Here is a 21,728-nt window from a genome sequence, read left to right as displayed (position 1 = left end):
AGAGTGCGCCACCCCGCGCGGAGGACCCGGCGGGCACCCACGCACCGCAGCCGGCAGCGGCGCCGACTTCGGCACCGGCGCCAGGGTCGGAACCGGGGAAGGACGCCGTCCCGAACGACTGGCGGATGGCCCGGGAGTTGTGGCCCTTCATGCTGGCCTCGGCCGTGGGTCTCGTCCCCTTCACCATCTACAGCACCTTCCTCGTCTCCATCGCCGAAGTCTCCGAGGGCTCGGTCGCGGCGCTGGGACAGCTGCGCGGCCTCGGCGGCCTCGCCGCGCTCGCGGTGGGCACCGCCCTCGCCCCCTTCATCGACCGTGTGCGCAAGGAACGGGCGGCGGCCGCGGGACTGGTGGTCCTGGCCGTGTCCGCAGCGCTCGGCGCCGGCGGCGAGTTCCTGCTGCTGGCGGCCTTCTGCCTGCTCGTCGGGGGCGGCACCGCCGTTCTCAACCCGGCGCTCACGGCCGCCGCCGCGGACCGCTTCTCCAGCGAAGCCGCCGCGGGCCGGGCCGCGACGCTCATCACCGCCACGCAGTCCTTCACCGCGCTCCTGGCGGCACCGCTGGTGGCGCTGCCGGCCATGGTGTGGGGGTGGCAGGGGGACCTGTGGGCCGTCACGGCCCTCTGCTCCGGGCTCGCCCTCTACTTCCTCCTCCGCCTCGGTCGCCGCGCACCGGGCGGCCCGCACGGGGACGAGGAGACGCAGCAGGACCGGCCCGGCTACCTGGCGTCGTTCAGGCTGCTGGCCGGACTTCCCGGGGTGATCCCGCTGCTGTGCGTGGCCATGCTGCGCACCGCCGCGTTCATGGGGTATCTCGCCTACCTGGCGGCGTTCTACGACGAGCGTTTCGGACTCACCCCCAGCACCTTCGCTCTGGTCTGGACGCTCAGCGGAGCCTCGTTCTTCGTCGGCAACCTTCTCGCGGGCAGGCTCCTGAGCGCCGACCGGCACACCGCCTCCACCGACCGCCTCATGACGATCGCCCTGTTCGTCGCCCTGGTCGCCCTGGTCGGCGTCTTCCTGAGCCGCTCCCTCTACGTGGCTCTCCCGCTGACCGCCATGATCGGCGTGGGCCACGCCACCGTCGCCGCCTGCGTCACCACCTCCCTCGTACGGCGATGCGGGAACCTGCGCGGCACGGCCCTGAGCATCAACGCCGCCGGCATGAGCTTCGGGGTGTTCCTCGGCGCCGGAGCCGGCGGCATCGGCCTCGCCGCGGGCGGATATCCGGGGACGGCCGCGGCACTCGGCGGACTGACCCTCGTGGCACTCGTCTTCGCGCGTCTCGCCGGCCGCTCCGCGGCGACCGCGGGGAAGTGACCGCGGGCGCTACACCTCCAGGGCCGCGGCGGGCGACGCGGGGAGGCGTCCGTTCGCGTGCTCGGTCTGCAGTGTCACGTGCGACAGCGCGAACTCCTTCGCCAGTATCCGTCGCAGATCCCGGCTTACGGCGTGGCAGTCGCCTCTCACCACGACGTGGGCCGACAGCGTGGGTTCACCCGAGGTGATCAGCCAGACGTGCAGGTTCCTCACCCCTTCGACCCCCGGCAGCTGGGCCATCCGTCGCCGGATGGTGTCGGGGTCGAGGTGGTCGGGCGCCGCCTGGAGGAAGACGCGGGTCGCGTCCCGCACCAGGCCCCAGCCCGCCTTCACCATCAGGGCGACGACCAGGAGCGTGGCGAGGGGGTCCGCGCGGACGAATCCGGTCGTCACCACGATCACGCCCGCGACCGCGGTGCCGATGAAGGCGAAGAGGTCGTTGAGGACGTGCTGGTAGGCGCCCTCGACGTTGAGCGAGGACCGGTTGGCACGGGAGATGCACCACGCGCACGCGACGTTGACGACGATTCCCGCCAGCGCCGTCCACACGACCACCCCGCCCTCCACGTCGGGCGGGGAGAAGAGCCGGTGCACCGCCTCGTGCGCGAGCCAGCAGGCCAGGAGGAGCAGCGTCAGGCCGTTCGCCTGTGCGGAGAGGATCTCCACCCGCTTGAGCCCGTAGGTGTACCCGCCCTTCGGGGGCCGGGACGAGAGACGGAGCGCCACCAGCGCCAGGACGATGGAGACCGCGTCGGTGAGCATGTGTGCCGCGTCCGACAGCAGCGCCAACGAGCCGGCCATGACTGCGGCGACCGCCTCGACCAGCATGAACGCGACCAGCAGAGCCAGGGCCAGGGTCAGCCAGCGTCTGTCGGTCTCCGCCGACACGCCGTGATCATGCCCGTGACCACCGTGTCCGTGATCGTGTCCACCCACTGTCGCTCCCTCGCTCGACGGACCGAAACGCGCAGAACCCGCGGATCCGCACCTCGCCCGGCTTCAACCGCGGGTTATCCAACCACCCCGACTCCTCTTCGGGTAGGTCGTGTTGGGCTCGCTGCCGACCCGCGCACCGCCCTTGGACCGGGCGTCCGCCCCGGATGCCGGCGGGTCCCCGCCGACGCTTCCGCGAAGATGTCCCGTCCGCGGTTCCGGCGCCGGACCGCCGGCCGGGGCCGCAGCCGGACGGTGCGTGGTCGCGCACCGTGGACACCCTGTACATCGCCTTCGGCGGGGTCAAGGAACGCCGCGGGGTAAGGCGTCGCGACCGCTGGTGTGCCACTCGCCTGGCAGGGAGGTGAGGACTTCCCGCCGCCGGTTCCCGCCGGTCCCGGAGCGGGCACGTCGTGGTGCCGCACGGCGACCGCGTCGACCGCGTCCACGACGGCCACCGCCACGCCCTCCCCGATGGTCACTGCGACGAACACCGACCTCGCGGTCCGGTGCCGGGTCCGCGTCCCGCGGGGGGCCGGCGGTGGGGGCACGCCTTCGAAAGTCCCCCTCAGCGGGCGTCGCTGCTGCACACGGTGAGGATGCGGACGGCGCGTTCGCCCGTGTGGGCGTCGCGGCCGTGCCAGACGCGGTAGTTGTCCAGGACGAGGATGTCTCCTTCGCCGAGCCGGAAGCGGGGCAGCGGGGGCTCCTCTTCGTGCACGATCTTCGCGAACCGGTCGAGCATGGTGCGGACGTGCTCGAGGTCCGGGTCCCGGTGGAGGGGGACGGCGCCGTCGGTGCGACGGACGATACGGCGCCCGGTGCGGGTGTACTCGACGTGCCGGGCGACGCGAGGGCTCGCCGGCAAGCCGCGCAGGTGGGGCCACGCCCCGTAGAGGTCGACGTCCTGGGTCGTGAGGAACCGCCACAACTCCGGGTCCGCGGTGCGGCATGCGTCGGCGAAGCGGTAGGCGTCGAGGGCGAAGGAGTCTCCTCCCGCGGGCGCCGCCTTCAGACACTGGATCAGGACGTAGTCCTCGTCGGGATGACGGCGCCGGTGCCGGACGCCTCCGATGTCGACGGTCAGGTCGAGACTGTCCGCGTGCAGGTGGACGGGGCCGCCGTCGTGCGAGGCTCGCACGCGTTGAGGGAAGAGCCGGCTCAGGCGGCTGCCGAGAACCTGGGCGGCTGCCACGGTGAGGGCGTCGCCGCTGCTGCCGTACCCGGCGAGGATGACAGCACCACGCCGGTCCAGTTCCGCGGACGCGTGGTGGATGTCCTCGGGCCCGACCCGAGCGGGGAGGTCCATGGGCGGCGCTCCTTGCTGCGGAGTGAGGGGTGTGCACTGCTGCGTCGATCCCGCGGAGGGCACGGCCGGCTCGAGGCGGGCGGCGCCCTGCGCGGCGGCGGGCGGGCCAGGGCCTCCCTGTCGGTACGCAGAAGCTCTTGCATACAGCTTGCAACAAGTGGAGGGCTCGCCACCAGTCGGGTCATCCTCGTGCCACACGAGCCGGCCCCTTGCGCGGGCAAGGTGTCACCGGCCCTGCGCCTCGCGCCGTCATCGACGGAACGAAACCTGTCGTCGGCCCGTCACAGACGGGCGACGGTCGCGCGCTGTGATGCCCGGGAAGTGTGCGGCCGTGGTGCGCCCGGAGCGGGCGGCCCACCACGCGGCGCTTCACCGGGAGGACGGGATCACCCCCGCCCCCCGCAGGTCCCGTACCGGCATGCTGACGCACGGTCTTGTGGGGGTGCTGCGCCGTCAGGTGGGGGTGCATGAGGGTGGCTGGTTTCAAACGGCTTCTTTCGGCCATCCGGCCGATTGTTGACGCGTCCCGTGGCTGGTCGCCGGAGCGGACCTCGTCCCCTCGAGCGTGGGTGCCCGAGGCCTGTGGTGAACGGCCTGCTCAACCGCTGCGCGGGTCGCCCGTGGGTGGTGAGGGCGCGTCATACCGGAGTGGTCCGTGCTGCCGCGCGGGGTCGGGTCGGCTCGTTTCGCCGGGACGGCACATGTGGTCGCTTTCACCCTGAATGCCCTATGGGGACGCGGTCGCAGCCGTGACCTGAAACACACCTTGCTGCCGCGGCGAGCAGTCGGGAATGCTGGTCGGCGTCTGGCGCAGACATGTCAATGTAAGCGCTGGTCAGCGGCCGTCCCCACCGGCCGTTCCCCCACAGCACCACCGGAGGAATTCCGTGAGCATCAGATTCGCAGGGCGCGCGCGCACCATGGCAGTGGCCACCGGACTCCTGGCGGTCGGCGCGCTCGTCACCCCCACAGCCGTGGCGGCCGAGGCGGACGCGCCCAAGGCCACGGTGGCCCAGCTCAAGGCAGTCGACAGCGCCGTCGAGAAGTCGGACATCGCGGGTACCGCCTGGTACACCGACGCCAAGTCCGGCAAGGTCGTCGTCACCGTCGACAGCACCGTGAGCAAGGCGGAGATCGCCAAGATCAAGCAGACCGTCAAGACCGACTCCGCCCTCGAGATCAACCGCACCAAGGGCGAGTTCACCAAGTACATCGCCGGCGGCGAGGCCATCACCACCGGCGGCAGCCGCTGCTCCCTCGGCTTCAACGTCCAGGACAGCGCGGGCACCAAGTACGCCCTGACCGCCGGACACTGCACCAACATCGGCAGCTCCTGGTCGATCGGCAGCACCGTCGGGTCCAGCTTCCCGAACAACGACTACGGCCTCATCCAGCACTCCAACCCGGGTGCCGCGGACGGCCGCGTCTACCTGTACAACGGCAGCTACCAGGAGATCACCGGCGCCGGCAACGCCTCGGTCGGCCAGTCCGTCCAGCGCAGCGGCTCCACCACCGGCCTGCACGGCGGCTCCGTCACCGGCCTCAACGCGACCGTCAACTACGGCGCCGACGGCATCGTGTACGGCATGATCCAGACCAACGTCTGCGCCGAGCCCGGCGACAGCGGCGGCGCCCTGTTCTCCGGCAGCACCGCGCTGGGTCTGACCTCCGGCGGCAGCGGCAACTGCTCCTCCGGCGGCACCACCTTCTTCCAGCCGGTCACCGAGGCGCTCAGCGCCTACGGCGTCAGCATCATCTGACGCACACCCCACAGCACCACCACGGCGGGCCGCCCCTTCGGGGCGGCCCGCCCCCGTGCGTCCGGCGGTGTGACGCGCACCGGGCGGGGCCTGCACGACCGTTCGCCGACCCCGTTTCGCACATACCGGGCTTCGTGTGAGTCCTGGAGCAGGTGGGGCCCGGTCGGCCGGCATCCGGCCGGTCACGCGGTCAGCCGCCCCGTCCGGCCGGAACGGGAACCGCTCAGCAGCGTCCCTCGCTGACGCTCACCGACAGGTCGTGCTCCTCGAGTACCGCGCCGCCGCCTTCCGTCGGAATCCCGATGCCGCCCTCCGGCGCCACGGACTGCGTGATGTGCATGCAGTACGCGGCGTCCGTGTCGGTCTCGGGGGAGCTGCCCGTGATCTCGTAGTCGTCGGAGTCGCCGACTGCTTCGACCCTGGGGCCGACGGTGCTGTCGGAGTTGGCCACCGCGTCGTCGAGGGCGTCCTCGACCGCACCGGAGTAGCCGCCGAACGACGCCTTGGTGTGCGGTTCCTGCTCCAGGGCTTCCGCGGCGGTGTGGACGGCGTCACGCAGTTCGTCCCCGCTGAGCGAGGCCCTGTTCTGCATGACGAGCACGAAACCCGCGACGGCGACGAGAGAGGCCACGATCAGCACCACTCCCACCGGGTTGCCCGGGTTGTAGGTGTAGTGGTTCGTCCCCCACCGGCTGCGTACGAAGACGGGTTCGTGGTCGTCGTCGTCGTGTGTCATGCCCGCCAGCCTATGGGCATGCACACGTCGCTCGGCCCCCGGTCCCGGACGGTGCGTCAGCCGCAGCGACCTGTGGGATCGGCGGGGCCGGTGGGCCGGCGGACGGACAGAGGACTGTTGCCGCACTCCTCCCCGACCCGCTGAGCAGCCGGTCGGGCCGGGTGCGGCGGCATCGGCGGTTCAGATGTCGCGGAAGGTTTCGATCTGGGCGCCGACCTCGTTGAGGCGTTCGGCGAGGTCCTCGTAGCCGCGGTTGATGACGTAGACGTTGCGCAGCACGGACGTGCCCTCGGCGGCGAGCATGGCGAGGAGGACGACGACGGCGGGGCGGAGGGCGGGCGGGCACATCATCTCGGCGGCGCGCCAGCGGGTGGGGCCCTCGACCAGGACCCGGTGCGGGTCGAGCAACTGCAGGCGTCCGCCGAGGCGGTTGAGGTCGGTGAGGTAGATGGCGCGGTTGTCGTAGACCCAGTCGTGGATGAGGCTCTGCCCCTGGGCGGAGGCGGCGATGGCCGCGAAGAAGGGGACGTTGTCGATGTTGAGGCCGGGGAAGGGCATGGGGTGGATCTTGTCGATCGGCGCCTCCAGTTTGGAGGGACGGACCGTCAGGTCGGTGAGCCGGGTGCGGCCGTTGTCCGCCGCGTACTCCGCGCTGCGGTCGACGTCGAGGCCCATCTCCTCCAGAACGGCCAGCTCGATCTCCAGGAACTCCACCGGCACCCGGCGCACCGTCAGTTCGGATTCGGTGACGACGGCGGCGGCGATGAGGCTCATGGCCTCGACCGGGTCCTCGGAGGGGGAGTAGTCCACGTCGCGGTCGATCTCGGCGACGCCGTGCACGGTGAGGGTGGTGGAGCCGATGCCCTCGACGCGCACGCCGAGCTGCTCCAGGAAGAAGCAGAGGTCCTGGACCATGTAGTTGGAGGAGGCGTTGCGGATGACGGTGACGCCGTCGTAGCGGGCGGCGGCCAGCAGCGCGTTCTCGGTGACCGTGTCGCCGCGTTCGGTCAGCACGATGGGACGGTCGGGGGTGACGGAGCGGTCGACCTCGGCGTGGTAGACGCCCTCGGTCGCGGTGACGTCCAGGCCGAAGCGGCGCAGGGCGATCATGTGCGGCTGGACGGTGCGGGTCCCGAGGTCGCAGCCGCCGGCGTAGGGGAGGCGGAACGCGTCGGTGCGGTGCAGCAGCGGGCCGAGGAACATGATGATGCTGCGGGTGCGGCGGGCGGCGTCCGCGTCCATCGCGTCCAGGTCGAGTTCGGCGGGCGGCACGATCTCGAGGTCGCCGGCGTCGTTGAGCCAGCGGGTGCGCACGCCGACGGAGCCCAGCACCTCGAGGAGGCGGAAGACCTCCTCGATGCGGGCGACCCGACGCAGCACGGTGCGGCCGGAGTTGAGGAGCGAGGCGCAGAGCAGGGCGACGCACGCGTTCTTGCTCGTCTTGACGTCGATGGAGCCGGAGAGGCGGCGCCCGCCGACGACGCGCAGGTGCATCGGGCCGGAATAACCGAGGGAGACGATTTCGCTGTCCAGGGCCTCCGAGATGCGGGCGATCATCTCAAGGCTGATGTTCTGGTTGCCGCGTTCGATGCGGTTGACCGCGCTCTGGCTGGTGCCCAGTGCCTCCGCGAGTTGCGACTGGGTCCAGCCGCGGTGCTGGCGAGCGTCGCGGATCAGCTGGCCGATGCGTGCGAGGTAGTCGTCCGTCATGGCAAGGACCGTATCTCAGATGTGAGATAACGACGAACGCTGACGCGCCGATTCAGGTCCGAACGGGTGAACGAGGCGGAATCCGGGCACGCGGACAGGGGAGCGGTACGGTCGGCAGGCCGGGGCGTGACCGTGCCGCGGTCGTGTACTAGAGTTATCTCGACATCGAGATATCTGGCGGAAGGCGCGCCCCGGCGACCGTGACGGGGAGCCGCGCCACTTAGGCAAGGCTAGCCTAAGCACAGGCAAAAGGAGACTGTCGTGTCGGCGAACAGCTTCGACGCCCGCAGCACCCTGCAGGTGGGCGACGAGTCGTACGAGATCTTCAAGCTGGACAAGGTCGAGGGCTCCGCCCGCCTGCCGTACAGCCTGAAGGTGCTGCTGGAGAACCTGCTCCGTACCGAGGACGGCGCCAACATCACCGCCGACCACATCCGGGCGCTGGGCGGCTGGGACGCGAAGGCGCAGCCCAGTCAGGAGATCCAGTTCACGCCGGCTCGCGTGATCATGCAGGACTTCACCGGCGTGCCCTGCGTCGTGGACCTCGCGACGATGCGCGAGGCCGTGAAGGAGCTGGGTGGCGACGCGGACCGCATCAACCCCCTCGCGCCCGCCGAGCTGGTCATCGACCACTCGGTGATCGCCGACAAGTTCGGCACCCCCAACGCCTTCTCCCAGAACGTCGAGCTGGAGTACGGCCGCAACCGCGAGCGCTACCAGTTCCTGCGCTGGGGCCAGACCGCGTTCGACGAGTTCAAGGTCGTCCCGCCCGGCACCGGCATCGTGCACCAGGTCAACATCGAGCACCTGGCCCGCACCGTCATGGTCCGGAACGGGCAGGCCTACCCCGACACCCTGGTCGGCACCGACTCGCACACCACCATGGTCAACGGCCTCGGCGTGCTGGGCTGGGGCGTCGGCGGCATCGAGGCCGAGGCCGCGATGCTCGGCCAGCCGGTCTCCATGCTGATCCCGCGCGTGGTCGGCTTCAAGCTCACCGGCGAGCTGCCCACCGGCACCACCGCCACCGACCTGGTGCTCACCATCACCGAGATGCTGCGCAAGCACGGTGTCGTCGGCAAGTTCGTCGAGTTCTACGGCGACGGCGTCGGCTCGGTGCCGCTCGCCAACCGCGCCACCATCGGCAACATGTCGCCGGAGTTCGGCTCCACCGCGGCGATCTTCCCGATCGACGGCGAGACCATCAACTACCTCAAGCTCACCGGCCGCGACGAGCAGCAGCTCGCCCTGGTCGAGGCGTATGCCAAGGAGCAGGGCCTCTGGCACGACGCGGCCAACGAGCCGGAGTACTCCGAGTACCTGGAGCTCGACCTCGCCACGGTCGTGCCGTCCATCGCCGGCCCCAAGCGCCCGCAGGACCGGATCGCACTCGCCGACGCCGCCCACCAGTTCGGCCAGGACGTGCGCAACTTCGTTTCCGACGCCGACCTGGACGAGGCCGGCAAGGAGTCCTTCCCGGCCTCCGACGCCCCCGCCGTCTCCAACGGCGCGCCCAGCAAGCCCAGCCAGGTCACCGGCCCGGACGGTCAGGTGTACGAGATCGACCACGGCGCCGTCGCGGTGGCCGCGATCACCTCCTGCACCAACACCTCCAACCCCTACGTGATGGTCGGCGCCGCGCTCGTGGCGAAGAAGGCCGTGGAGAAGGGCCTGACCCGCAAGCCGTGGGTCAAGACCACCCTCGCGCCCGGTTCGCAGGTCGTCATGGACTACTACGACCGGGCCGGCCTCACCCCGTACCTGGACAAGCTCGGCTTCCACCTGGTCGGCTACGGCTGCACCACCTGCATCGGCAACTCCGGCCCGCTGCCGGAGGAGGTCTCCCAGGCGGTCAACGACAACGACCTCGCCGTGGTCTCCGTCCTCTCCGGCAACCGGAACTTCGAGGGCCGCATCAACCCCGACGTCAAGATGAACTACCTGGCGTCCCCGCCCCTGGTCGTGGCGTACGCCATCGCCGGCTCCATGAAGGTGGACATCACCAGCGAGGCGCTGGGCACCGACTCGGACGGGAACCCGGTCTACCTCAAGGACATCTGGCCCTCCGAGCAGGAGGTCGAGGAGGTCGTGGCCGGGGCCATCGGCCAGGAGATGTTCACCAAGTCCTACTCCGACGTGTTCGCCGGCGACGCCCAGTGGCAGGCGCTGCCCGTGCCCACCGGCAACACCTTCGAGTGGGACGCGGAGTCCACCTACGTCCGCAAGCCCCCGTACTTCGAGGGCATGGGTGAGCAGCCGGACCCGGTCGAGGACATCTCCGGCGCCCGCGTGCTGGTCAAGGTGGGCGACTCGGTCACCACCGACCACATCTCCCCGGCCGGTGCGATCAAGGCCGACTCCCCGGCCGGCACCTACCTCACCGAGCACGGCGTCCAGCGGCGCGACTTCAACAGCTACGGCTCCCGCCGCGGCAACCACGAGGTCATGATCCGCGGCACGTTCGCCAACATCCGGCTGCGCAACCAGATCGCGCCCGACACCGAGGGCGGCTTCACCCGGGACTTCACCCAGGACGGCTACCCGGTCAGCACGATCTACGACGCCTCGCAGAACTACCAGAAGCAGGGCATCCCGCTGGTCGTGATGGCCGGTAAGGAGTACGGCTCGGGCTCGTCCCGCGACTGGGCCGCGAAGGGCACCGCCCTGCTCGGCGTGAAGGCCGTCATCGCCGAGTCCTACGAGCGCATCCATCGCTCGAACCTCATCGGCATGGGCGTGCTGCCGCTCCAGTTCCCGGAGGGCGCCTCGGCCCAGTCGCTGGGGCTGTCCGGCGAGGAGACCTTCTCCTTCGCGGGTGTCACCGCGCTCAACGACGGCGGCATCCCGGAGACCGTCAAGGTCACCACGGACACCGGCGTCGAGTTCGACGCCACGGTCCGTATCGACACCCCGGGCGAAGCGGACTACTACCGCAACGGCGGCATCATGCAGTACGTGCTGCGGTCGCTGATCGCCAAGTGACCGGCCGGGTGACCCACGTCACCCGCCCCCGGTGACGCCGGCGCGGCCGGACGTTCACCTCGTGAACGCGGCGCCGCACCCCTCCCTCGGGCGGGGTGCGGCGCCGTCGTGCGTGCCCTGCGGCGTGGCGCGCCGCGCGAGGTCTCAACTCGGGAAAGACTGGCACGAACAAGCGCGTACGATCTTGCCCCGCTGGCGAGAAGTGGACTATACCTGTCGGCACCCGAGCGGCCGTGCGCAGAGCGGACGCCGTCTTACAGCCACAGGGCGGATCACCCAGCAAAGGGGCAGCAATGGGATCCACTTTCGACGTCCACCGCCGTGACCTCATCAAGCGCGCCGCGGCCGCGGGTCTGATCGCCGTCCCCGCGGTGGGTGCGCTCACCTCCTGCGCCAGCGGAGGCGGCGAGAGCAACCAGGTCGACAAGGGCGAGAAGAGCAAGGACAACCCGCTCGCCGTCAACGGCACCGCGGCGCTCGAGGTCTACATCTTCGACGGCGGCTTCGGCACCCAGTACGCCAAGGACGCGGCGAAGACCTACGAGCAGCGGTTCCCCGAGGCCAAGGTCAGCGTCAAGAGCACGCAGAAGATCCAGTCCGTGCTGCAGCCGCGCTTCAACGGCGGCACCCCGCCGGACCTCATCGACAACTCCGGTGCCGAGCAGATGGACATGGGCGTCCTGGTGGGCCAGAAGCAGCTCGCCGACCTCAGCCCCCTGCTCGACGCGCCCTCGATCGACGACGCGTCCGTGAAGGTCCGCGACACGCTCCGGCCGGGCATCGTCGAGATGGGCCAGTACGACGGCGAGCAGTGCTACGTCCTGAACTACGCCTACACCGTGTACGGCGTGTGGTACTCGCAGACCAACCTCGACAAGATCGGCGAGGAGTACCCCAAGACCTGGGACGACATGCTCAAGGTCTGTGCCAAGGCGAAGAAGAAGGGCGTCGCCGGCTGGACCTACCCCGGTAAGTACCCCTACTACCTGCCGTTCTCCCTGTACCCGTTCATGGCCAAGATCGGCGGCGACGAGGTACTGAAGAAGATCGACAACCTGGAGCCGGACGCCTGGAAGCAGCCCGCGGTCAAGGCGGCGCTGGAGGCGTACTACGAGCTGCACAAGAAGGGCTACATCCTCCAGGGCACCCCGGGCCTGACCCACATCCAGTCGCAGACCGCCTGGAACGAGGGCGAGGCGCTGTTCATCCCGAACGGTTCCTGGGTCGAGAACGAGACGGCCAAGACCACCCCGGACGACTTCGAGATGCGCGTCGCCCCGCCGTCCAGTCTGGACAGCGGCGACAAGATGCCCTTCGCGACGACCTGGGCGTCCGGCGGCGAGCCGTTCATCGTGCCGGCCAAGGCGAAGAACCCGACCGGCGGCATGGAGCAGATGCGCGTCCTGCTGGGCAAGAAGGCCACCCAGAACTTCGTCAAGCAGGTCTCCTCGCTCACCGCCCTGGACGGCGGCACCGACGGCCTGGACCTGCCCCCGGGCCTGAACTCGGCGATCGGCGTGCTGGATGCGGCCGGCGACAACATCGTCAACCCGCGCATCCCGAACTGGTACGTCTCGCTGCACAAGGACAAGATCGGCACCGGCTGCCTCGGTGAGATGATGGCCGGCCGCATGACCCCGGCCGAGTGCATGAAGAAGGCGCAGCAGTTCACCGACGAGGCCCGCGAGGACGACTCCGTCAAGCACTACACGCGCTGACCCCCGCGGCGTCACCGCGGCCGCCTCCCCCGCACTACCCGATCGGAGCCGAGTAGGCATGCAGCACGGCAAGTACCGGTTCATCGCGGGGTTCCTGGCGGTACCCCTGGCGATCTACCTGATGTTCGTCGTCTGGCCGTTCATCCAGTCCATCTACTACTCGTTCACGGACTGGACCGGGCTGAGTCCGGAATTCTCCTTCGTCGGGTTGGCCAACTACCAGAAGATGCTGAGTGACAGCGACTTCTGGGACGCGCTGGGCCACAGCCTGCTGTTCCTGGCGCTGCTGCCGGTGATCACGATCGGCTTCGCCCTGTTCCTCGCCTTCATGATCAACGTCGGCGGGCGGAAGCGGAAGGGCGCGGCCGTCAGCGGCGTGCGCGGCTCGTCCACCTACAAGATCGTCTACTTCTTCCCGCAGGTGCTGTCGATCGCGATCGTCGCGCTGCTCTTCCAGTTCGTCTACAACCCCCGAAACGGCGCGCTCAACGCGGGCCTGGAGGGTGTCGGACTGGGGTCATGGAAACCGAACTGGCTCGGCGACCCGGACCTCGCGCTGTGGTGCGTGATGTTCGTGCTGTTCTGGTGCACGGTGGGCTTCTTCGTCGTGCTCTTCTCCGCGGGAATGTCCTCCATCCCGAACGACATCTACGAGGCCGCGCTGCTGGACGGCGCCAGCCGTTTCACCACGTTCTTCCGCATCACCCTGCCGCTGCTGTGGGACACCGTGCAGTCCGGCTGGATCTACATGGGCATCCTGGCACTCGGCCCGGAGGCGTTCGCCGTCGTGCAGATCATGACCGTCGGGCCCGGCGGCCCGGCCAACGCCACGACCGTGCTGCCGCTGGAGGTCTACACCACGGCCTTCTCCGACGCCCAGGCCGCGTACGCGACCACCATCGGCGTCGCGCTGCTGATCGTCACCCTGACCTTCGCGGCCATCGTGCTGAAGCTCGGCCGGCGCGAGCGACTGGAGTACTGAGAACCGATGAAGACGACCGACAAGCCCCTGCCCAGCGCCGGCCCGGACCCGACGCGCCCGGCCGTCACCAAGGACGACGCTTCCCGCCCCGCCCCCGAGCAGCCGAAGAAGGAGGGCACCACCCTCAACGTCTTCTCGCACGGCGTGCTCGTGCTGTGGGGCTTCATGGTGGCCATGCCGCTGCTCTGGGCGGTGATGACCTCGTTCAAGACCGACCGGGAGATCTTCACCTCGCCCTGGGCGCTGCCCACCGAGCTGCATTTCGAGAACTGGTCGCGCGCCTGGAACCAGGCGAACATGAGCGACTACTTCGGCAACACGGTCGTCGTGGTCGGCTGCTCGCTCGTCGGCACCATGCTGCTCGGTTCCATGACGGCGTACGTACTGGCGCGCTTCGAGTTCCCCGGACAGCGCTTCCTGTACTTCCTCTTCATCGGCGGGATGAGCTTCCCGATCATCCTCGCGCTGGTGCCGCTGTTCTACGTCATGAACAACATGGGCCTGCTCAACACCCGGCACGGCCTGATCCTGTCCTACATCGCCTACTCGCTGCCGTTCACGGTCTTCTTCCTCACCGCCTTCTTCCGCACGCTGCCCAGCTCGGTCGCCGAGGCCGCGATGATCGACGGCGCGTCCCACGCGCGGACGTTCTTCCAGGTCATGCTGCCGATGGCCAAGCCCGGCCTGGTCAGCGTCGGCATCTTCAACTTTCTCGGGCAGTGGAACCAGTACATGCTGCCGACGGTGCTCAACACCGACCCGGACAAGCAGGTGCTCTCCCAGGGACTGGTGCAGCTCGCCGTGAGCCAGGGCTACAAGGGGGACTGGTCCGCTCTCTTCGCGGGCCTGGTCATGGCGATGCTGCCGGTGCTGGCGGCGTACATCGTCTTCCAGCGCCAGGTGGTCTCCGGCCTCACCGCCGGCGCACTGAAGTAGCGCCCTCGTCACACTCCGCCGACCGGCGGGTACGGCCCGCCCACGGGCCGTACCCGCCGGTCGGCGTGCCTGCTCACCCCCGTAGGATCGCTCACATCTGAGCGTCGACCTCATTCAAGGTCTTGACGGGAGAGAACCCTCAGCGCTCTGCTTGGAGTTCAGATGTTGGAAGCAGGCCGCTCCAGGGACACGTCGGTGCGGCCACGGGCGGTGGTCGCGCCGCCCGCCGAGGCGGGAGTGGAGCGTCACGTGGAGACTCCGGGGTCGCAGTCCTCACTGCACCGGGCGAACCTGGAACGGGTGGTTCGCGCCGTCCGGATGGCCGGGTCCCTCACACAGGCGGAGATCGCCCGCACCACGGGCCTGTCCGCGGCGACGGTCTCCAACATCGTCCGCGAGCTGAAGGACGGCGGGACGGTGGACGTCACCCCGACCTCGGCCGGAGGACGGCGGGCTCGCAGCGTCTCCCTCTCCGGGGACGCGGGCACCGTGGTGGGCGTCGACTTCGGCCACTCCCACCTGCGCGTGGCCGTCGGCAACCTCGCCCACCAGGTGCTGGCCGAGGAGGCCGAGCCCATCGATGTGGACGCCTCCGCGCAGGAGGGCTTCGACCGGGCCGAGGCGCTGGTGCACCGCCTGCTGGGAGCCACCGGCATCCGGCTGGAGAAGGTCGTCGGCGTCGGGCTCGGCGTGCCCGGCCCGATCGACGTGGAGACCGGCGCGCTCGGCTCGACCGCCATCCTGCCCGGCTGGGCCGGCACCCATCCGCGCGAGGAGCTGGCCGAGCGCCTGGGCGTGCCGGTGCACGTCGACAACGACGCCAACCTCGGCGCGCTGGGGGAGAAGGTCTGGGGGAGCGGCCGCGGCGCCACCGACCTCGCCTACATCAAGATCGCCAGCGGCGTCGGCGCCGGTCTGGTGATCAACAACCAGATCTACCGCGGGCCCGGCGGCACGGCGGGCGAGATCGGCCACATCACGCTGGACGAGTCCGGTCCGGTCTGCCGCTGCGGCAACCGCGGCTGCCTGGAGACCTTCACCGCCGCCCGCTACGTGCTGCCGCTGCTGCACTCCAGCCACGGCGCGGACATCACCATGCCGGCCGTGGTGCGGCTCGCCCGGGACGGCGACCCGGGCTGCCGCAGGGTGGTCGCCGACATCGGCCGGAACATCGGCTCCGGCGTCGCGAGCCTGTGCAACCTGCTCAACCCGAGCCGCATCGTGCTGGGCGGCGACCTCGCGGAGGCCGGCGACCTCCTGCTGGACCCGGTGCGGGACTCGGTGGCGCGCTACGCCATTCCCAGCGCCGCCCGCCAGCTCACGCTGGCCCCGGGCACGTTGGGCGGCCGAGCGGAGGTACTGGGTGCGCTCGCCCTGGTGTTGAGCGAGATGGGCGATTCCTCCCTTCTGAACTCCTCCGCCCCTTCCGTTCCTGCCGCCGCGTCCGTCTCCGCGTGAGATGTCGCCCGATGTCGCCGTGAGCGCACTGCGTTCACGCTCGTAACGCATGGCATCGTTGCCGTCTCGTTAAGGATTTACTTCTTGACGACGGGATGCACGGAGAGTTGACTTCACGCCACCTCGGCCGCACCGATGCGGCCTCGTCAGGGAGGTTGTGAAGGATGAAGGCAAGGACGCGCCGCGTGCTCGTCGGTACCGCCGCCATCGCGATGTCCGTCTCGCTGGCCGCCTGCGGGCAGGCCGGCGGCGGTGACAGCGGTGACGGTGGGGACGACGGCAAGAAGCTGATCGGTCTGCTGCTGCCGGAGAACAAGACGACGCGGTACGAGGCCTTCGACCGGCCGCTGATCACGGACAAGATCAAGGAGCTGTGCTCCGACTGCGAGGTCAAGTACAACAACGCCTCGCAGGACACCCAGCAGCAGAAGAAGCAGTTCGACGCGCTGGTCACGCAGGGCGCTGACGTCATCATCCTGGATGCCGTCGACGCCACCGCCACCAAGTCCTGGGTCGACCGGGCCGCCGAGCAGGGCATCGAGGTCGTCGCCTACGACCGCCTGGCCGAGGGCGACGTCTCCGGCTACGTGTCCTACGACAACGAGGCCATCGGCAAGCTCCAGGGCGAGGGCATGGTGGAGGCGCTGGGCGACGACGCCGCGGACGCCCGCACCGTGATGATCAACGGGTCGCCCACCGACCCGAACGCCGCGCTGTTCAAGAAGGGCGCCCACTCCGTCCTCGACGAGCAGGTCGGCAAGATCGTCTACGAGCAGGACATCCCGGACTGGTCGCCGGACGAGGCCAACAAGAAGATGTCCGCCGCGATCACCTCGCTGGGCAAGGACGGCTTCGACGCCGTCTACTCCGCCAACGACGGCATGGCCGGCGGCATCATCACCGCCCTGAACAAGGCCGGCATATCCGACGTCCCCGTCGGCGGCCAGGACGCCGAACTCGCCGGTCTCCAGCGCATCGTGAAGGGCGAGCAGGCCTTCACCATCTACAAGGCGATCAAGCCCGAGGCCGAGACGACCGCCCAGATGGCCGTCGCCCTGCTCGAGGGCGAGAGCATCGGGAAGTTCGCGCCCGAGACGGTGGACAGCAAGAGCAAGAAGGGCATTCCCAGCAAGCTCTACGGCGCGAAGATCGTCACCAAGGACAACATCAAGGACACCCTCGTCGCGGACGGCGTGTACACGGTCGAGGAGATCTGCACCAAGCAGGTCGAGAAGGCCTGCAAGGCCGTCGGCCTGATGTGATCCCGCGGCCCGCTCCCCCCGCCCCCCGCCGGGGCCGGAGGAGCGGGCCCCCGCGGTGCGCCCGCCTCCAGGGCGCACCGCGCCGTACCGCCTTCACGGGAGCCCCGACCCGCCCCCGTACGCCTCCCCGCCACCGCCGGCCGCCCCGTCGGGCCCGTCCGCGGCGGCGGGACGCGTGCACCGCCGGAAGCGCTCCCAGACAGATCGGAGTCGACCCAGTGCCGAACGAACCCGTGCTGGCCCTGCGCGGTGTGTCGAAACGGTTCGGTGCCGTCCAGGCGCTCACCGACGTACACCTCGAGATATCCCCGGGCGAGGTCGTCGCCCTCGTCGGCGACAACGGCGCCGGCAAGTCCACCCTCGTCAAGACCATCGCCGGCGTACACGCCATCGACGAGGGCCACATCGAGTGGAAGGGCCGCCCGGTCCAGATCCACCGCCCGCACGACGCGCAGGACCTCGGCATCGCCACCGTCTACCAGGACCTTGCGCTCTGCGACAACCTCGACGTCGTCGCCAACCTCTTCCTCGGCAGCGAGGTCCGCACCGCCTCCGTGCTCGACGAGGTCGCCATGGAGCAGCGCGCCATGGAGCTGCTCCAGACGCTGTCCATCCGCATCCCCAGCGTCCGCATCCCGGTGGCCTCGCTGTCCGGCGGTCAGCGGCAGGTCGTCGCCATCGCCCGCGCCCTGATCGGCGACCCGCAGGTGGTCATCCTCGACGAGCCGACGGCCGCCCTCGGCGTCGAGCAGACCGCCCAGGTGCTCGACCTCGTCGAGCGGCTCCGCGAACGCGGCCTCGGCGTCATCCTCATCAGCCACAACATGGCCGACGTCCAGGCCGTGGCCGACCGCGTCGCGGTACTCCGGCTCGGCCGCAACAACGGTGTCTTCTCCGTCCGGGACACCTCCCACGAAGAGATCATCGCCGCGATCACCGGTGCCACCGACAACGCGGTGACCCGTCGCCAGGCACGTACGACGGAGGCAGCGAAGTGAGCGACACCACCAAGTCCACGGTCACCAAGGAGAAGGCCGACGGCACCCCGGAGCCCGCCACCGAACAGGCCGTCGACCCGCGGCTGCTGGTCCGCCAGCAGGGCTTCGCGGGCTACCTGAGCGACTTCAAGCGCCGGGTGCGCGGCGGCGAACTCGGTTCCATCCCGGTCGTCATCGGCCTGATCGTCATCGCCGTCATCTTCCAGTCGCTCGACCCCACCTTCCTCTCGGCGCGCAGCCTCAGCGACATCAGCGTCTACACCGCGGGCCTGGGCATCATGGCCATCGGCATCGTGTTCGTGCTGCTGCTCGGCGAGATCGACCTGTCGGTCGGCTCGGTGGCCGGCGTCGGCGCCGCCATGTGGGCCGTGCTGAGCGTCACCCACCAGCTGAACGACCTGCTGTCCGTGCTGATCGCGCTGGCCACCGGTGGTCTCATCGGCCTGCTGCACGGGTTCTTCTTCGCCAAGGTCGGCGTCCCCGCGTTCGTCGTCACCCTCGCCGGCTTCCTCGGCTGGAGCGGCCTGCAGATCTGGATGATGGGCAACGAGGGCAGCATCAACACGCCCTCGAACAGCCTCGTCCAGGACATCACCGGCTACTACTTCAGCGACAAGGCCGCCGCCTACGCGCTGGCCCTCGTCGCTGTCGGCGGCTACCTCTTCGCGCTGCTGCGCGACACCCGGCGCCGCCGCACCGCCCGCCTGCCGCACCGGCCGGTCAGCGAGATCGCGCTGCGCACCGGCGTCATCGCCGTCATCGCCTTCGGCGCGGCCTACCAGCTCAACGAGCCGGCCGGGGCTCGCGGCCTTCCGCTGGCGCTGCTGATCTTCCTGATCGTCCTCTTCGTCGCGGACTTCGTCTCCCGCCGCACCACCTACGGCCGGCAGATCTTCGCCGTCGGCGGCAACGCGGAGGCAGCCCGGCGGGCGGGCATCAACGTGGAGAAGATCCGCATCACGGTGTTCGGCATCGCCGGCATGCTCGCGGCCTTCGGCGGTCTCTTCATCGCCAGCCAGCAGGGCGGCGCCACCAAGAACCTCGGCGCCGGCAACACCCTCATGAACGTGATCGCCGCCGCCGTCATCGGCGGCACCAGCCTCTTCGGCGGCCGCGGCAAGATCCTCTCCGCGCTGCTCGGCGCCCTGGTGATCATGTCCATCCAGCAGGGGCTGAACCTGCTCGGCATGGCCAGCGAGATCCAGTACATGATCACCGGCGCGGTGCTGCTGGCCGCCGTCGTGATCGACTCCGTCTCCCGCCGCACGCAGAAGACCGCGGGACGCACCTGACCTGCCGTCCCGACCCCAGGCGCACCCGTGCCCGGCTCCGTCAGGGGCCGGGCACGGGCATGTCACAGGTCCGCACGGGTGACGCGAAACCGGCCGGTCGGGGCCGGGTGGGCGAACGTCCAGGCGAACGGGACATTAGACTCGACGGATCGGCACGGCTCTACAGCAGCTCGAAGCAAGGAGGCACGGGTGGCACTGCTGACCCGCATCACCGGACCGCGCGATCTGGACCGGCTCAGCCCGCAGCAGCTGGAGCAGCTGGCCGAGGAGATCCGGACGTTCCTCGTCGATTCGGTCTCCCGCACCGGCGGTCACCTCGGCCCCAACCTCGGCGTCGTGGAACTCACCATCGCGCTGCACCGGGTGTACGACTCCCCGCGCGACAAGATCCTCTTCGACACCGGACACCAGTCCTACGTGCACAAGCTGCTCACCGGGCGGCAGGACTTCTCCAAGCTGCGCGCCCAGGGCGGCCTCTCCGGCTATCCCTCGCGCGCCGAGTCCGCGCACGACGTCATCGAGAACAGCCACGCCTCGACCGTCCTCGGCTGGGCCGACGGTCTCGCCAAGGCCAACGAGATCCGCCGCACCGGCGACCACGTCGCCGCCGTCATCGGCGACGGCGCGCTGACCGGCGGCATGGCCTGGGAGGCGCTCAACAACATCGCCGACGCCAAGGACCGCCCGCTGGTCATCGTCGTCAACGACAACGAGCGCTCCTACGCGCCGACCATCGGCGGCCTCGCCAACCACCTCGCCACGCTGCGCACCACCGACGGCTACGAGCGCTTCCTCGCCCGCGGCAAGGACGTCCTCAACCGCACGCCCGTGGTGGGCAAGCCCCTGTACGAGACGCTGCACGGTGCGAAGAAGGGGCTCAAGGACCTCGTCGCGCCGCAGGGCATGTTCGAGGACCTGGGCCTGAAGTACGTCGGCCCCATCGACGGGCACGACATCGAGGCCGTCGAGTCGGCGCTGCAGCGCGCCAAGCGCTTCGGCGGGCCGGTGATCGTGCACGTGCTGACGGAGAAGGGCCGCGGCTACCAGCCCGCGCGCCAGGACGAGGCCGACCAGTTCCACGCCGTCGGCGTCATCCACCCCGACACCGGCCTGCCGGTGAAGTCCTCCGGCGCCGACTGGACCTCCGTCTTCGGCGAGGAGATGGTGAAGCTCGGCCGCGAACGCGAGGACGTCGTCGCCATCACCGCCGCGATGATGCGCCCGGTCGGCCTGCACGACTTCGCACAGGAGTTCCCCGAACGGGTCTTCGACGTCGGCATCGCCGAGCAGCACGGCGCGGTGTCCGCGGCCGGGCTGGCCACCGGCGGACTGCACCCCGTCTTCGCGGTGTACGCCACCTTCCTCAACCGGGCCTTCGACCAGGTGCTGATGGACGTCGCCCTGCACAAGTGCGGCGTCACCTTCGTCCTGGACCGGGCCGGGGTCACCGGCACGGACGGCGCGTCGCACAACGGCATGTGGGACATGTCGGTGCTCCAGTGCGTGCCCGGCCTGCGGCTCGCCGCGCCGCGCGACGCCGAGCAGCTGCGCGCGCAGCTGCGGGAGGCGGTGGACGTCGACGACGCGCCGACCGTCGTCCGCTACTCCAAGGGCGCCGTGGGACCGGCCGTCCCCGCCGTCGACACGGCCGGCGGCATGGACGTCCTGCGCAAGCCGGACACCGAGACCGCCGACGTGCTGCTGATCTCCGTCGGCGCGCTCGCCCCCATGTGCCTGGAGATCGCCGACCACCTGGACCGGCAGGGCATCTCCGCCACGGTGGTCGACCCGCGCTGGGTCAAGCCCGTCGACAAGGCGCTGCCGGAACTGGCCGCCGCCCACCGGGTGGTGGTCACCGTCGAGGACAACAGCCGTGCCGGCGGCGTCGGTTCCGCGATCGCGCAGGCGCTGCGGGACGCGTCGGTGGACGTGCCGCTGCGCGACTTCGGCATTCCGGAGAGGTTCCTCGACCACGGCTCGCGGGGCCAGGTGATGGCCGACATCGGTCTCACCGCGCCCGACATCGCGCGTCAGGTCACCGGCCTCGTCGCACGCCTCGACGGCCGCCTCCACGACGAGGCGGCCGTCGCCCGGGACTAGTGACCACCCTGGTTTCCCTCCACACGAAACGGTAACTTCGCGACAAGGGCCCTTTCCGCAACTCGGTTCGCGAAAAGGGCCCTTGACATCCCGACAGGCCACTGAAACGATCGCTGCCACTCGATCGCTGTATTCACGTTGCCCGACGGTTCGAGGCCATCCGGCCCTGGTTGCCCTCCCGGCAGATCCCGCACAGGTAGTGGCGTGCCGGTTCCCCTGCGGAATTCCGCCTC

The 21,728-nt window shown here is 70.0% G+C and carries 15 protein-coding genes; 11 read left to right on the top strand and 4 right to left on the bottom strand.

What is annotated here, in order from left to right; translation table 11 throughout:
* Nucleotides 1-125 precede the first annotated feature (125 nt).
* Nucleotides 126-1,319: an MFS transporter gene (locus tag RM572_RS21480; protein ID WP_311675016.1), complete on the top strand. Its 1,194-nt coding sequence runs from the start codon at nucleotides 126-128 to the stop codon at nucleotides 1,317-1,319.
* 9 nt (nucleotides 1,320-1,328) lie between these two features.
* Here RM572_RS21480 and RM572_RS21475 read toward each other — a convergent pair whose 3' ends face one another.
* On the bottom strand, nucleotides 1,329-2,255 hold the full coding sequence (locus tag RM572_RS21475; protein WP_394813671.1) for a cation diffusion facilitator family transporter: 927 nt from the start codon (nucleotides 2,253-2,255) through the stop codon (nucleotides 1,329-1,331).
* A gap of 565 nt (nucleotides 2,256-2,820) precedes the next feature.
* Nucleotides 2,821-3,624 carry a TauD/TfdA family dioxygenase gene (locus RM572_RS21470; protein ID WP_394813670.1) on the bottom strand — a complete coding sequence of 268 codons (804 nt, stop codon included), beginning with the start codon at nucleotides 3,622-3,624 and terminating at the stop codon, nucleotides 2,821-2,823.
* 857 nt (nucleotides 3,625-4,481) lie between these two features.
* Between RM572_RS21470 and RM572_RS21465 the strand changes: the two genes are divergently transcribed.
* The gene (locus RM572_RS21465) at nucleotides 4,482-5,321 is read left to right on the top strand and encodes a S1 family peptidase (protein WP_311675041.1); all 840 of its coding nucleotides are present in this window, start codon (nucleotides 4,482-4,484) and stop codon (nucleotides 5,319-5,321) included.
* A gap of 223 nt (nucleotides 5,322-5,544) precedes the next feature.
* Here RM572_RS21465 and RM572_RS21460 read toward each other — a convergent pair whose 3' ends face one another.
* Nucleotides 5,545-6,057 (bottom strand): hypothetical protein, encoded by a 513-nt coding sequence (locus RM572_RS21460; protein WP_311675013.1) that lies wholly within the window; start codon nucleotides 6,055-6,057, stop codon nucleotides 5,545-5,547.
* Nucleotides 6,058-6,237: 180 nt separating this feature from the next.
* Nucleotides 6,238-7,767 (bottom strand): helix-turn-helix domain-containing protein, encoded by a 1,530-nt coding sequence (locus tag RM572_RS21455; protein ID WP_136181859.1) that lies wholly within the window; start codon nucleotides 7,765-7,767, stop codon nucleotides 6,238-6,240.
* A gap of 261 nt (nucleotides 7,768-8,028) precedes the next feature.
* Here RM572_RS21455 and acnA point away from each other — a divergent pair, with 261 nt between their 5' ends.
* The 9 genes from acnA (at nucleotide 8,029) to dxs (ending at nucleotide 21,495) form a co-directional block, all read left to right on the top strand.
* Nucleotides 8,029-10,749 (top strand): aconitate hydratase AcnA, encoded by a 2,721-nt coding sequence (gene acnA / locus RM572_RS21450; protein WP_311675011.1) that lies wholly within the window; start codon nucleotides 8,029-8,031, stop codon nucleotides 10,747-10,749.
* Between the two features lie 293 nt (nucleotides 10,750-11,042).
* On the top strand, nucleotides 11,043-12,467 hold the full coding sequence (gene ngcE / locus RM572_RS21445; RefSeq protein ID WP_311675010.1) for an N-acetylglucosamine/diacetylchitobiose ABC transporter substrate-binding protein: 1,425 nt from the start codon (nucleotides 11,043-11,045) through the stop codon (nucleotides 12,465-12,467).
* 58 nt (nucleotides 12,468-12,525) lie between these two features.
* Complete coding sequence (locus tag RM572_RS21440) at nucleotides 12,526-13,449, top strand: carbohydrate ABC transporter permease (RefSeq protein ID WP_311675009.1); 924 nt, start codon at nucleotides 12,526-12,528, stop codon at nucleotides 13,447-13,449.
* A 6-nt stretch (nucleotides 13,450-13,455) separates the two neighbouring features.
* On the top strand, nucleotides 13,456-14,385 hold the full coding sequence (locus tag RM572_RS21435) for a carbohydrate ABC transporter permease (protein ID WP_027764388.1): 930 nt from the start codon (nucleotides 13,456-13,458) through the stop codon (nucleotides 14,383-14,385).
* Nucleotides 14,386-14,634: 249 nt separating this feature from the next.
* Nucleotides 14,635-15,843 carry an ROK family transcriptional regulator gene (locus RM572_RS21430; protein WP_311675007.1) on the top strand — a complete coding sequence of 403 codons (1,209 nt, stop codon included), beginning with the start codon at nucleotides 14,635-14,637 and terminating at the stop codon, nucleotides 15,841-15,843.
* 164 nt (nucleotides 15,844-16,007) lie between these two features.
* Entirely contained in the window at nucleotides 16,008-17,105 is a 1,098-nt protein-coding gene (locus RM572_RS21425; protein ID WP_311675006.1) for a sugar ABC transporter substrate-binding protein, read from the top strand.
* Between the two features lie 233 nt (nucleotides 17,106-17,338).
* Nucleotides 17,339-18,103: an ATP-binding cassette domain-containing protein gene (locus RM572_RS21420; protein WP_311675040.1), complete on the top strand. Its 765-nt coding sequence runs from the start codon at nucleotides 17,339-17,341 to the stop codon at nucleotides 18,101-18,103.
* Nucleotides 18,100-19,395: a sugar ABC transporter permease gene (locus tag RM572_RS21415; protein ID WP_394813669.1), complete on the top strand. Its 1,296-nt coding sequence runs from the start codon at nucleotides 18,100-18,102 to the stop codon at nucleotides 19,393-19,395. The genes RM572_RS21420 and RM572_RS21415 overlap by 4 nt, the downstream gene beginning before the upstream one ends.
* Before the next feature lie 189 nt (nucleotides 19,396-19,584).
* Nucleotides 19,585-21,495: a 1-deoxy-D-xylulose-5-phosphate synthase gene (dxs, locus tag RM572_RS21410; protein WP_311675005.1), complete on the top strand. Its 1,911-nt coding sequence runs from the start codon at nucleotides 19,585-19,587 to the stop codon at nucleotides 21,493-21,495.
* Nucleotides 21,496-21,728: the final 233 nt, after the last annotated feature.

Source organism: Streptomyces hazeniae (genome assembly GCF_031845485.1).
In the GTDB taxonomy this organism is placed as follows: Bacteria; Actinomycetota; Actinomycetes; order Streptomycetales; family Streptomycetaceae; genus Streptomyces; species Streptomyces hazeniae.
The sequence above is the reverse complement of the archived record's forward strand: the minus strand, read 5'-3'. Positions and strand labels throughout refer to the sequence as shown.